11 protein-coding genes are annotated in these 12553 nt (G+C 75.0%); 8 read left to right on the top strand and 3 right to left on the bottom strand.

The features are described from left to right. Positions 1-10: 10 nt before the first annotated feature. Entirely contained in the window at positions 11-373 is a 363-nt protein-coding gene (locus BLS70_RS21695; protein ID WP_439645375.1) for a WhiB family transcriptional regulator, read from the bottom strand. A 220-nt stretch (positions 374-593) separates the two neighbouring features. Between BLS70_RS21695 and BLS70_RS02405 the strand changes: the two genes are divergently transcribed. The 6 genes from BLS70_RS02405 (at position 594) to BLS70_RS02385 (ending at position 8638) form a co-directional block, all read left to right on the top strand. Continuing rightward, a complete protein-coding gene (locus BLS70_RS02405) occupies positions 594-3815 on the top strand; it encodes an acetyl-CoA carboxylase family protein (protein WP_091763884.1) in 3222 nt (1073 codons plus the stop codon). 111 nt (positions 3816-3926) lie between these two features. Further along, a complete protein-coding gene (locus BLS70_RS02400; RefSeq protein WP_091763883.1) occupies positions 3927-4655 on the top strand; it encodes a hypothetical protein in 729 nt (242 codons plus the stop codon). Positions 4656-4701: 46 nt separating this feature from the next. Continuing rightward, positions 4702-6717 carry a sensor histidine kinase gene (locus tag BLS70_RS02395; protein WP_091763882.1) on the top strand — a complete coding sequence of 672 codons (2016 nt, stop codon included), beginning with the start codon at positions 4702-4704 and terminating at the stop codon, positions 6715-6717. Beyond that, a complete protein-coding gene (locus BLS70_RS02390; RefSeq protein WP_143030323.1) occupies positions 6714-7373 on the top strand; it encodes a response regulator transcription factor in 660 nt (219 codons plus the stop codon). Before BLS70_RS02395 ends, BLS70_RS02390 begins: the two co-directional genes overlap by 4 nt. A gap of 75 nt (positions 7374-7448) precedes the next feature. Further along, positions 7449-7589 (top strand): hypothetical protein, encoded by a 141-nt coding sequence (locus tag BLS70_RS20640; RefSeq protein ID WP_176946241.1) that lies wholly within the window; start codon positions 7449-7451, stop codon positions 7587-7589. Between the two features lie 95 nt (positions 7590-7684). Then, complete coding sequence (locus tag BLS70_RS02385) at positions 7685-8638, top strand: D-2-hydroxyacid dehydrogenase family protein (protein ID WP_091763881.1); 954 nt, start codon at positions 7685-7687, stop codon at positions 8636-8638. A gap of 75 nt (positions 8639-8713) precedes the next feature. Here BLS70_RS02385 and BLS70_RS02380 read toward each other — a convergent pair whose 3' ends face one another. Together BLS70_RS02380 and BLS70_RS02375 are read right to left on the bottom strand one after the other, a co-directional pair. Next, complete coding sequence (locus BLS70_RS02380; RefSeq protein ID WP_091763880.1) at positions 8714-9505, bottom strand: hypothetical protein; 792 nt, start codon at positions 9503-9505, stop codon at positions 8714-8716. Next, complete coding sequence (locus BLS70_RS02375) at positions 9502-10440, bottom strand: ABC transporter ATP-binding protein (protein ID WP_091764191.1); 939 nt, start codon at positions 10438-10440, stop codon at positions 9502-9504. Before BLS70_RS02375 ends, BLS70_RS02380 begins: the two co-directional genes overlap by 4 nt. Before the next feature lie 48 nt (positions 10441-10488). Here BLS70_RS02375 and BLS70_RS02370 point away from each other — a divergent pair, with 48 nt between their 5' ends. Then, complete coding sequence (locus BLS70_RS02370) at positions 10489-11907, top strand: sensor histidine kinase (protein ID WP_143030322.1); 1419 nt, start codon at positions 10489-10491, stop codon at positions 11905-11907. Next, positions 11904-12551 (top strand): response regulator, encoded by a 648-nt coding sequence (locus BLS70_RS02365; RefSeq protein WP_091763878.1) that lies wholly within the window; start codon positions 11904-11906, stop codon positions 12549-12551. Before BLS70_RS02370 ends, BLS70_RS02365 begins: the two co-directional genes overlap by 4 nt. Positions 12552-12553 lie beyond the last annotated feature (2 nt).

The following is a 12553-nucleotide window of genomic DNA, read 5'->3' as shown; positions in this document are numbered from 1 at the left end:
GCGCCGACGGTCAGGCGGTGATGGCGTCGCGGCGCTGCATGCGCAGCCGACGGCGCTCGCGCTCGGACAGGCCGCCCCAGATGCCGAAGCGCTCGTCGTTCCGCAGCGCGAACTCCAGGCACTCGGCCCGCACGTCGCAGCCGGTGCAGACGCGCTTGGCGTCGCGGGTGGAGCCGCCCTTCTCCGGGAAGAAGGCCTCCGGGTCCGTCTCGCCGCACAGCGCCGACAGGCGCCAGGACTCGTCGCCCTCGGCCGGCGCCGCCGTCCACGGCTGCGACCACGAGTCGGTCGCCGGCTCGGACCACTCCGACCAGGTCGGCTCCGCGGCCGGCGCATCGGGGACCAGGGACAGGAAGGGGCGGTACGAAGACACGGGATGCTCCAGGGGAAGTGGGGCGCTGGTGACGGACCGGTACGGATCCGTCTGCTGTCGGTAACGTTATGTGCCCGTGACCGACGGGGCTCCGGCGCAAGCACCTGAAACGACCGGGTTCCTTTGGCGCAATGTGTCGACACGTGGACTTCTCGACGTGTCGACCGGCGTGGCGGTGCGACGGCGTCACGGAGCGGCCGCTCGTGCAAGCATCGGCGCCGTGGCCGACCCCGCGCGCCTGCTGATCGCCAACCGCGGCGAGATCGCCGTCCGCATCGCCCGGGCGGCGGCGGCCGAGGGCATGGTCCCGGTCGCCGTCACCGCTGCGGACGAACCCGACGCCCCGCACCTGTCCGCCGCCGCCGAGAGCCATCCCCTCCCGGGCAGCGGCCCCACCGCCTACCTCGACGCCGCCGCGATGGTGCAGGCCGCCGTCGCCACCGGCTGCTCCCTGATCCACCCCGGCTACGGCTTCCTCTCCGAGAGCCCCGCGCTGCCACGGGCCTGCGAGGCCGCCGGCGTCCCGGTCACCGTCGTCGGCCCCGGCGCCACCGTGCTGGAGGCGCTCGGCGACAAGGTGCTCGCCCGCTCCGCCGCCGAGGCCGCCGGCGTGCCCGTCCCCAGGAGCACTCCGGCCGAGCCCGGCCCGGAGGCGGTCGCCGCCCTCCTCGACCGGACCGGCGCGGTGATGCTCAAGGCCAGGTTCGGCGGGGGAGGGCGGGCCACCCGCATCCTGCGCCGCGGTGACGACGTCGCGGCAGCCCTCGCGGAGGTGGCCGGCGAGGCGCGCGTCGCGTTCGGTACCGACGCCCTGCTGGCCGAGGAACTCCTCGAGCGCGCCAGGCACATCGAGGTGCAGGTGCTCGGCGACGCCCGGCAGCAGGTCGTCGTGCTCGGCGACCGGGACTGCTCCCTGCAGCGCACCCGGCAGAAGGTCGTCGAGATCGCACCGGCGCCGAACCTCCCCGAGGCGGTCCGCGCCCAGCTGCACGCCGCCGCGGCGGCGCTCGCCACCCGCGTCGGGCTGCGCGGCCTGGCCACCGTCGAGTTCCTGGTGCCCGCCGACGACCCCGGGCGGTTCGTCTTCCTCGAGTGCAACCCGCGCCTGCAGGTCGAGCACACCGTCACCGAGGAGACCCTCGGCCTCGACCTCGTCCGGCTGCAGCTGCGCGTGGCCACGGGCGCCGCTCTCGGCGACCTCGGCCTGGCCGACGGCGCACCGCGTCCGGTCGGCTGGGCCGTGCAGGCCCGCGTCAACGCCGAGACGATCACTCCCGATGGCGTCCTGCCCTCCGCCGGCACCCTCGCGGCGTTCACCCTCCCCGGCGGTCCCGGCGTCCGCGTCGACACCGCAGCCCGCGCCGGGACCGCGCACAGCGCCCGCTACGACACCCTGCTGGCCAAGGTCGTGGTGCACGAGCGCCACGGCAACCTCGACGACGCCGTCCGCCACCTGGCGCGAGCGCTCTGCGAGGTGGACGTCCGCGGTGTCGCCACCACCACAACATTCCTCCGTGCCCTCCTCGCCCACCCGGACCTCTCACGCGCCACCACGACGTTCGTCGACGACCACCTCGACGAGCTGGCGCCGACGGGGGAGGACGACGGCGCGACGGCCGGCGGCGAGGACGGCCTGCGCGCCCCCATGCCGGGCACCGTCGTCGCCGTCGAGGCGGCCGCGGGCGCGGACGTGCCGCCCGGGGGAGCCGTCCTCGTGCTGGAGGCGATGAAGATGGAGCACGTCGTCTCGCTCCCGGCCGGCGGCACCGTCCGGCGGCTCGCGGTGCGGGTCGGCGAGACCGTCCGCGAGGGACAGCTGCTCGCCGAGGTCGAGCACGCCGGGGACGGCGGGCAGGCGGGAGCGCCCCCGGTCGACCTGGACGCCGACCGCCCGGATCTCGCCGAGGTGCGCCGCCGCCACGAGATCGGCCTGGACGAGCACCGCACCGACGCCGTCGCCACACGGCACGCGCAGGGCCGCCGCACCGCGCGGGAGAACCTGGCCGACCTCGTCGACGAGGGCAGCTTCATCGAGTACGGGCCGCTCGTGTTCGCCGCGCAGGAGCGCCGCCGGAGCCGCGAGGAGCTGATGGAGCGCACTCCGGCCGACGGCGTCGTCGGCGGCCTGGCCGACGTCAACGGCGAGCTCGTCGGACAAGGGAACAGCGCGGCGGTCGTCGTCTCCTACGACTACACCGTGCTGGCCGGCACCCAGGGCATGCGCGGCCACCTGAAGAAGGACCGGCTGTTCGAGCTCGCCGAGAAGCGCCGGCTGCCCGTGGTCCTCTTCGCCGAGGGTGGCGGCGGCCGGCCGGGCGACGTCGACTCGGGCCACATCTCCGGCCTCGACACGGCTGCCTTCCACCTGTTCGGCCGGCTCTCCGGCCTGGTGCCCATGGTGGGCATCGCGAGCGGCCGTTGCTTCGCGGGGAACGCCGCGCTGCTGGGCACCTGCGACGTCATCATCGCCACCGAGGACGCGAACATCGGCATGGGCGGACCGGCGATGATCGAGGGCGGCGGCCTGGGCGTGGTCGCACCCGAGGACATCGGGCCGATCGGCGTCCAGCACGCCAACGGCGTCGTCGACGTCCGGGTCGCCGACGACGCTGCCGCCGTCGCCGCGGCCCGGAAGTACCTCGCCTTCTTCCAGGGCCCGGGGCAGGAGTGGACCGCACCCGACCCGCGCCTGGCGCGCCACGTCGTCCCGGAGAACCGCAAGCGGGTCTACGACATGCGCGCCGTCCTGCACGCGGTGGCCGACGTCGACTCGGTGCTCGAGCTCCGCGACGGCTGGGGGCACGGGATGATCACCGCGCTGGCCCGGGTCGAGGGAGCGCCGGTGGGCGTCGTCGCCAACGTGCCCACCCACCTCGGGGGCGCCATCGACGCCGACGCCGCCGACAAGGCCGCCCGCTTCCTGCAGCTGTGCGACGCCCACGGGCTGCCGGTCGTCTCGCTCTGCGACACCCCCGGCTTCATGGTCGGTCCCGAGTCGGAGGAGACGGCCACCGTCCGGCACTTCTCCCGGTTGTTCGTCATCGGGGCGAACCTCTCGGTGCCCATCGGGACCGTGGTCGTCCGCAAGGCCTACGGCCTGGGCGCGCAGGCGATGGCCGGTGGCAGCCTGAAGGTGCCGCGGTTCACCGTCGGCTGGCCGACCAGCGAGTTCGGCCCGATGGGCCTCGAGGGCGCCGTCCGGCTGGGCATGCGCAGGGAACTGGCCGCGGTCGAGGACGACGCCGAGCGTGCCGCGCTGTTCGACGCCGCCGTCGCCGCGTCCTACGAGCGCGGCCGCGGCCTCAACGTGGCGGCCCACTGGGAGATCGACGACGTCATCGACCCCGCCGACACCCGCCGCTGGATCACCACCCTCACCCGGGAGGCGGCGGCCACCCCGCGGCCGGCCGGGCGCGTCCGGCCACACGTCGACACCTGGTAGCGGCGGCCGCCCGCCCGGAACGGGACTCCCGCCCCACGACACCGGGACACGTCCCGCCCCACGGTGGTGCTCGCCCGACGGGAAGGACCTGCCGGGCGAGGAGGTGGACCCATGACCGCTCAGCCCGTGACCCCGGCTCCGGCCCGCAGCGCGACGCGAGAGCTGCCGGCCCCCCGGCCGGCACCGTTCGGACGCCGCACGGCCGTCGTGGCCCTGACCGTGGGTGCCGCGCTGAACCTCGCCGAGGCGCTCGTCTGGCGCGTCGTGGGCCAGAGCGGCTCGATCCCCGACGACCTGGCCGCCGTGGCGGACCGGCCGACGCTCGCCGCCGTCGCCCTCGCCGTGGGGACGATCGGCATCCCGTTCCTCCTGCTGGGGCTCGTCGCGATGGCCCAGCTGGTCCGGCCGCACATGCCGCGGCTGGGCACCACCGCCATGGTCCTGGGGTTCGTCGGGGTGCTGGGCTTCGCCGGCATGCACGCCGTATCGATCTACGACATCGCCGCGGCCGAGCAGCCCGACCGCGCCGCGATGGTGGCGCTGGTCGAGGACGCGCAGGGCAGCGCTCTCGCGCTGCTGGTCCTCGTGCCGTTCCTGCTGGGCATGGCCGGCTCGGTGCTGCTGTCCTCGATCGGGTACCTGCGCACCCGGGTCGTGCCGATCTGGATCCCCATGGCCTTCCTGGTCTTCCTGGTCCTCGACTTCGGTGGACTCCCCACCGGCCCGGTCGACCCGCACTGGCTCTTCGTCGCCGCGTCCCTCGGCCTGGCCGTGACGGTGGCCCGGCGCACCGACGAGCAGTGGTGGACCGGCCGCGCGGACGGCGACGCGGACCGCTGACCAGCCGCCCGGGTTCCGTTAGCGTCGCCGTCACGGAGGCCAGCCGGTGTTGAGACGACGCGCAGGCTCGAGCAGCCGGGCCGCCACCACGGCGGCCCGGCTGTCCGCCGCGGCCGCGATCGGCTACCTCGTGGTCGGCCTGGTCGCGCAGCTGGCCACCCCGGCCGCCGACCGGGCGGAGCTCTTCGCGTCTCCCGAGCCGACGGTGGGCCCCGCCATGGCGGTCGTCGGCGCCGTGCTGCTCGGCCGGGGGAACCGGGTCGTGCAGCTCACCACCCTGATCGGCTGCTCCGCCTGCGTCTACGCCGGCTCCGTCGGCCTCGCCGCGCACGGTTTCGCCGGCAGCGACGATCCCGCCCTCGTCTTCCGCGTCGCCGCCTGGCTCACCTTGTGGACCTGGGTGCCCTCGTTCCTCTCCTTCGCCCTCCTGCTGCCCCTGTTCTTCCCCGACGGCCGGCTGCTCTCGCGGCGGTGGCGGCCCGTGGCGGCCATGGCGGTCGCGCTGATCGTGGTGACATCGCTGCTCACCGCCTTCACCGACATCCAGCCCGAGGGCGGCCAGCCGCCGAACCCCGTCGCCCTCACGCTGCCGGAGGCCGTCCTCGACGTTGTCGAGGCGGTGCTCGACCCGCTCCTCCCGGCGCTCGCGCTGCTGGCGTCGGCGAGCCTGGTCCTCCGGTTCCGCCGCGCCGATCCGCAGGGCCGCCGCCAGATCGCCTGGGTCGGGTACGCGCTGGCCGTGGCGGTCCTCGCCTCCTTCGTCGCACCTCCACCGCTCAACGTCGTGGCCACCCTCGCCGTCCCCGTCGCCATCGGCATCGCCGTGGTGCGCTACCGGCTGTTCGGCATCGACGTCGTCCTCAACCGCACCCTGGTCGGCACGGCACTGCTGGCCTGCTCGGCGCTGGTCTACGTGGCGGTGGTCGGCTGGCTCGGCGGCCTCGCGGGCACGGCGGACACCGTCGTCGGCCTCGTCGGGGCGGTGGCCGTCGCTGCCGTCTTCCACCCGCTGTACGTCCGCATCCAGCGGGCGGTCGACCGGCTGCTCCACGGCCTCCGCGGCGACCCGCACCGGGTGATCGCGCACGTCACCCAGGTGCTGCGCGACGCCGCCTCGCCGCGGCGTGCGCTGGCCGAGGCGGTCGCGACGATCGCGGCGGACCTCAAGCTGCCCGCCGTCAGCGTCCGGGTCGACCGGCCCGACGCCCTCCCGGTGGTCGAGTCGGTGGGCGAGCCGGCGCTCGCGGTCCACTCCTTCCCGCTGCGGTGGCACGACGACGTCGTCGGCGCGCTCCACGTGGCCCGACGTGTCGGCACCGACGCCCTCGATCCGCTCGACGTCGCGCTGCTGGGCGATCTCGCCGACCAGCTCGCCGCCGTCGGGTTCGCGCTCCGGCTGGCCACCGACCTGGAGCGCTCGCACGACCGCCTGGTCAGCGCCCGGGAGGAGGAGCGCCGTCGGATCCGCCGCGACCTGCACGACGGCCTCGGGCCCCAACTGGCCTCGGCCGTCATGGCGCTCGACGTCGCGACGCGCGCGCTCGCACAGGAGCCGGGGCGGGCGGCGCCGCTGGTGACGACGGCGCGCGGGCAGCTGCAGGAGGCCGTCGGCGACGTCCGTCGCATCGTGCACGGCCTGCGTCCGCCTGCGCTGGACGACCTGGGACTGGTCGGCGCCCTCCAGGCGACCGGGCCCGGGCTGCTCGCGGACCAGGCGGGCGCACCGGACATCCGGATCGAGGGCAGCGGCGAGCTGGCGTCCCTGCCCGCCGCCGTGGAGGTGGCGGCCTTCCGCATCGCCCAGGAGGCGATGACCAACGCCATCCGGCACGCCGGGGCGAAGCGGATCACGGTGCACCTGGACGCCGGTCCGGACGGCGTCGGCATCGAGGTGGACGACGACGGTCGCGGGTGCCCGGACGACGCGGTCCCCGGTCTCGGCCTGCAGTCGATGCGTGACCGCGCCGCCGAGCTCGGCGGGTCCTGCCGGATCTCCTGCGGGCCCGGCGGCGGAACCCGCGTCTCCGCCCTCCTGCCGCTCCGGGTCGGAGGACCGGGATGATCCGCGTGGTCATCGCCGACGACCATCCCGCGTTCCGGGCCGGCCTGCGCCTGCTCCTGGAGGACAGCGGCCTCGACGTCGTGGCAGAGGCAGCCGACGGGCTCGCCGCCGTGGACGCCGTCGTCACGACCGGACCCGACGTCGCCCTGCTGGACCTGCAGATGCCCGGGATGACCGGCGTGGAGGTGACCCGACGGCTGCACGAGGTGGCGCCCGCGACGAAGGTCCTCGTGCTCACCATGATCGAGGCCGACGAGACCGTGCTCGCCGCGATCCGCGCCGGCGCGTGGGGCTACCTGCTCAAGGGTGCCGGTCAGGAGGAGATCGAGCGCGCGGTCCGATCGGTCGCGGACGGCCAGGTGGTCTACGGCACGGGCGTCGCGGAGCGCGTGATGGGCTTCCTCTCCGTCCGGTCGGGGTCGTCGGTGACTCCGTTCCCGCAGCTGTCCGACCGGGAGCGCGAGGTGCTGCGGCTGGTCTCCGAGGGGCGGGCCAACGCCGACATCGCGCGCCGGCTGTTCCTGTCCGAGAAGACCGTCCGCAACCACGTCTCGAGCATCTTCACCAAGCTGGACGTCCCGGATCGTGCGTCGGCCGTCGCTCGGGCACGAGACGCGGGACTGGGCGGACAGCCAGGCTCTGCCCCGATCGACTGACAACCCGGCCGCCGCGGTTGACGGACCGTCCGGCGGGGCACTCCAGGGATCAGTCCCACTGCCGAGGAGGCGAACATGGCCGGAATGATCCGGAAGCTCATCGTGTCCGGGGTCGCCGCACGGGTGATCCAGGAAGCGCGCAAGCCGCAGAACCAGGCGAAGCTCAAGAAGATGGTCGCCGACTTCCAGAACAAGAACAGCGGCAAGCGCCGCTGATCCACCAGCACGCCACGACGGCCCCCGTCCGCACCCGCGGCCGGGGGCCGTCGGCGTCCGGCCCGGGCATCGGCGCGGTGTAGTAGACCGGGCACGTGCACCGCATCGCCGTCCTCGACGACTACCAGTCCGTCGCCGCCGATTTCTGCGACTGGTCGCAGGTGCCCGGCCCCGTCGACGTCGTCGAGTTCCACGACGCCGTCGCGGACCCCGACGCCCTGGCCGCCCGGCTCGAACCCTTCGACGTCGTCGTCGCCATGCGGGAGCGCACCGAGTTCCCGCGCAGCCTCCTGGAGCGGCTGCCCAACCTGCGGCTGCTGGTCACCACCGGCATGCGCAACCGGGCCATCGACGTCGCCGCCGCCACCGAGCTGGGCATCACCGTCTGCGGCACCGGAGCGAGCGCCGCGGCCACCGCCGAGCTCACCTGGGGGCTGCTCCTGGCCACCCTCCGGCACATCCCGCGCGAGGACTCCTCGATCCGCGCCGGCGGCTGGCAGCAGACCCTCGGTGGTGACCTGGACGGGGCGCGGCTCGGTGTCGTCGGGCTGGGCCGGCTCGGCAGCCGCGTCGCCGCGGTGGGGAAGGCCTTCGGGATGGACGTCGTCGCGTGGAGCCAGAACCTCACCGACGAGCGGGCCGCGGAGGTCGGAGTCCGGCGCGTCGAGCGCGACGAGCTCTTCGCCACCGCGGACGTCGTCACGATTCACCTGCTGCTGTCGCGGCGGACCCGCGGTCTCATCGGCGCCGACGACCTCGGCCGGATGAAGCCCACCGCCGTGCTGGTGAACACCAGCCGCGGGCCGATCGTCGACCAGCAGGCGCTGCTCGACGCCCTGCACGGCGGACGGATCGCCGGCGCGGGGCTCGACGTGTTCGAGGCCGAGCCCCTGCCGCCCGACCACCCGCTGCGCTCGGCGCCGCGCACCGTGCTCACCCCGCACCTGGGCTACGTCACCCGGGGCACCTACGAGGTCTTCTACGGCGAGGCGGTGGAGGACGTCGCCGCGTGGGTGGCCGGCCGGCCGGTGCGGGTGATCGGGCAGTAGGTCCGCGGACAGTCGGCCTCTGCCCACACCTGTGGGCAGAGGCCGACTGTGCGAGGACCAACAGTGCGGCGGAGGTCAGCCGGCGTCGCGGCGCAGCAGCCGCCAGCCTCCGGCCGCCAGCGCCGCGGCCGACCAGCCGGCCTGCAGCGCCAGTGCACCGCCGAGGGACATCGAGTCCGGCTCGCCCAGCAGCGTCCGCACCGCACCCGTGCCCGGCAGCCACAGGGCGACGTCGTTCAGCCACCCGACGCCGAAGGACTGCATGAGGAACGGCAGCACCAGTTGCAGCAGGAAGACGGTGGCCAGGCCGGCCGCGGTCGACCGCAGCAGCAACCCGACCCCGACGGCGAGCAGCGACCCGGCGACGAGAACCGCGGCGATCCGCGCCAGCCCGGCCACCGCGTCCTCCAGGGGCAGCGTCAGCTCCGGGTCGATCAGCAGGGCGACGACGTCGGCGGTCAGCGCCAGCAGCACGCCGGTCACCGTCGCCACCACGGTCGGGACGGCGACCCGCGCCGCCAGCAGCACCCCGCGGCGCGGCGTCCACTGCAGCGTCGGCCCGATCGACCCGCTGGCGTACTCCTGGGTGACCGCGAGGAGGGCCAGCACCAGCAGCCCGAACTGGCCGAGCAGCACGCCGTACTCGCCGGCGAACGTCGACACGATGGGGTTCGCGGCGGTCGCCGTCCCCTCCGCCTCGTCGGCCGCCGCGATGGCGCCCAGCCCGACGATGACCACGGTGGCGGCGAGCAGACACGCCCACGTCGTCCGCACCGTGCGCAGCCGCACCCACTCCGCCCCGGCGGCCCGCAAGAAGACCGTGCCGGTCCCCGGCTCGGCCGGTCGCGCGAGCACCGCGGCGCTCATCGCTGCACCTGCCCGGCCGGCACGGGCTCGGCCGCCACCCGGTACTGCACGCTGTCGCCGGTGAGGTCGAGGTAGATCTGCTCGAGGGAGTTGTGCACCTCGGCCAGCCGGTGCACGGCCACGCCGACCTCCAACGCGACGTCGCCCACCGTCTCCGGCGAGGCGCCCTCGACCAGCAGGTCGCCGACGTCGGTCGGGTGCACCCGCAGCTGCCGGCGCAGCAGTGCGCCGGTCAGCTCGTCGGGGAACGGGGTGCGCACCTGCACCTGCCGGCGTGCGCTCTCGCCGCGCATCACCTCGGCCATCGAGGCGTCGGCGATGAGCCGGCCGCGGCCGATGATCACCAGGTGGTCGGCGGTCTGCTCCATCTCGCTCATCAGGTGGCTGGACAGCAGCACCGTCCGGCCCTCGTCGGCCAGTTGGCGCACCAGGCGGCGGATCCAGCGGACGCCGTCGAGGTCCAGGCCGTTCATCGGCTCGTCGAACAGCAGCACCGCGGGGTCGCCCAGCAGCGCCGTCGCGATGCCGAGCCGCTGCCGCATGCCGAGCGAGTAACCCTTCACCCGACGGCGGGAGGCCGGCCCCAGTCCGACCTGGTCGACCACCTCGTCGACCCGGCGCAGCGGGATGCCATTGGCGCGGGCGGCCACCCGCAGGTGGTCGCGGCCGCTGCGGCCCGGGTGCACCGCCTGCGCGTCGAGCAGCGCGCCGGCCGTGCGCAGCGGCTCGGCCAGCCGGGCGAACGGCCGTCCGGCCACCAGCGCGGAGCCTGCGGAGGGCCGGTCCAGCCCCAGCACCATGCGCATCGTGGTCGACTTGCCCGCACCGTTCGGGCCGAGGAAGCCGGTCACCTTGCCCGGCTGCACCTCGAAGGTCAGGTCGTCGACGGCGCGCACGGCGCCGTACTGCTTCGTGAGCCCGCGCACCTCGATCATGCGGAGCTCCCGGTGAGGCGGCACTGCCGCCAGGAGTTCGTCTCGGTCATGATCAGCAGCGTGTCGGCCAGGGACGTGCGCGCGGATCACCCCGCGGTGCCGACCTGGCTCCCCCACGTGGGGGAGGAGCGGAGCACGCCGTCGGGGGAATCGCTCGGCCTCGGCGAGCAGCAGGATCGAACCGTGCCGACGACGACGTTCCCCCGCTCCGCCCCAGAGATCGGGGCCGCCTTCCGCGGGGTGCTCGCCACCGCCGCGGGTCCCGGCTGGCCCGGCCGCGTGCTGTACGCCCTTCTCCTGCTGCCGGTGGGCGCGCTGGGCCTGGCCTTCTACTTCGCGCTGTTCGGCTCGGTCGTCGCGGTCATCTACGGCGTCGGGCTGCTGCTGATCCTGCTCGTGCTGGCCGCCATCCGCGCATTCGCCGGGCTCGAGCGCCGGATGCTGCGCACCCTGCTCGGGGTCGACGTCCCCACCGGCGAGCGGGTGCGGCGGCTGCCCGGCGTCCGGGCCAAAGTGCGCCGGCTGGTCACCTCGGCCAGCACCTGGCGGGCGGTCGGCTGGCTGGGCGCCCGCGTGCTGCTGGGCGCGGCCACCCTCGCCGTCCTGTTCTTCTCCACCGTGCTGTCCGCCGCGCTCATCGTCGGCATCGACTGGAACGTGCTCAACGGGCTGCCCCTGCTGGCGCTCATCGGCGTCATCGTCCTGCTGGCCCTCCTGCTGCTCGACCTGCTGGTGCGCCTCGCGGCGGCGGTCGGTCCCCGGCTGCTGGGCGCCGGCGCCGAGCAGCAGATCGCCGCGCTGCAGGCCGGCGGGCGGCGCCTGGCCGACCGCAACCGGCTGGCCCGCGACCTGCACGACACCATCGGCCACGCCCTGACCGCGAGCCTGCTGCAGGCCACCGCGGCCCGGCGCACCCTCGGTCCCGCCGGCGACGAGCCCCTACAGCCGGAGTTCGCCCGCCAGGCGCTGCAGCACATCGAGACCAACACCCGCGCCGCGCTCGCCGAACTCGACCGGGCGCTCACCGTGCTGCGCGCCGAGGACGACGGCCGCGACCCCGCCCCCTTCGCCGCACCGACGCTCGCCGACCTCGACGAGCTGCTCGCCGGGCTGCGCGACGGCGGCCTGCCGGTCGCCCTGACCGTCGACGTCGGAGCCGACGGGATCCCGCCGGAGGTGCAGGCGCTGGCCTACCGGGTGGTGCAGGAGGGGACGACGAACGTGCTGCGGCACGCGGGCACCCCGGCGACCGTCGCGCAGGTGCTGCGTCTCGGCGACACCCTCGTCGTCAGCGTGCACAACGAGCGCCCCGACCAGCAGGAGAGCCGGCCCGGTCCCGGCGGCGGTCGCGGGCTGGCCGGCCTGCACGAGCGCACCCGCGCCGCCGGGGGCACCCTCACCGCCGGACCCACGCCCTCGGGCGGGTTCGAGCTCTGCGTCGTCCTGCCGCTGGCCGGTGCCGCGTGACGCTCCGGCTGGTCCTCGTGGACGACGACGTGCTCGTGCGCTCCGGGCTGCGGGTGATCCTGGAGAGCGAGCCCGACCTGACCGTGGTCGGCGAGGCCGGCACCGGCCGGGAGGCGCTCGAGGTGGCGGCCCGCACCGACCCCGACGTCGTCCTGATGGACGTGCGCATGCCCGACATGGACGGCATCACGGCGACCGGGCTGCTGGTGGCCCGGGATCCCGGCCGGCCGCGCGTGCTGGTGCTGACCACCTTCGAGGACGACGACTACCTGTTCCGGTCGCTCAAGGCCGGGGCCAGCGGCTTCGCGCTCAAGCGGGCGGACCCCGACGAGCTGGTCGACGCGATCCGCATCGTGGCGCGGGGGTCGTCGCTCGTGCTGCCCGACCTGACCCGCCGGCTCATCGCCTCCCACGTGCCCTCCCGTGCGCGGGGCGCGGCCGCGCTGCCGGAGCTCACCGGCCGAGAGGCCGACGTCCTGCGGCTGATCGCCGGCGGGCTGTCCAACGCCGAGATCGCCGCCGAGATGTTCCTCAGCCGCGAGACGGTGAAGACCCACGTCAGCAGCGTGCTGCTCAAGCTGGGCGCGCGGGACCGCACCCAGGCCGTGATCGCCGCCTACGAAAGCGGCTTCATGACCGCCTGACC

The organism is Blastococcus aurantiacus, from assembly GCF_900102425.1.
GTDB lineage: Bacteria > Actinomycetota > Actinomycetes > Mycobacteriales > Geodermatophilaceae > Blastococcus > Blastococcus aurantiacus.
This window is presented reverse-complemented; position numbering and strand designations above follow the sequence as displayed.

Bases quoted from the DNA above. Each gene is read 5' to 3' on its own strand.
- BLS70_RS02375 (WP_091764191.1), bottom strand. From the start codon at position 10,440: ATGATCGAGGTGCGCGGGCTCACGAAGCAGTACGGCGCCGTGCGCGCC.
- BLS70_RS20640 (WP_176946241.1), top strand. From the start codon at position 7,449: ATGGCCGGAATGATCCGGAAGCTCATCGTGTCCGGGGTCGCCGCACGG.
- BLS70_RS02380 (WP_091763880.1), bottom strand. From the start codon at position 9,505: ATGAGCGCCGCGGTGCTCGCGCGACCGGCCGAGCCGGGGACCGGCACG.
- BLS70_RS02370 (WP_143030322.1), top strand. From the start codon at position 10,489: ATGATCAGCAGCGTGTCGGCCAGGGACGTGCGCGCGGATCACCCCGCG.
- BLS70_RS02400 (WP_091763883.1), top strand. From the start codon at position 3,927: ATGACCGCTCAGCCCGTGACCCCGGCTCCGGCCCGCAGCGCGACGCGA.
- BLS70_RS02390 (WP_143030323.1), top strand. From the start codon at position 6,714: ATGATCCGCGTGGTCATCGCCGACGACCATCCCGCGTTCCGGGCCGGC.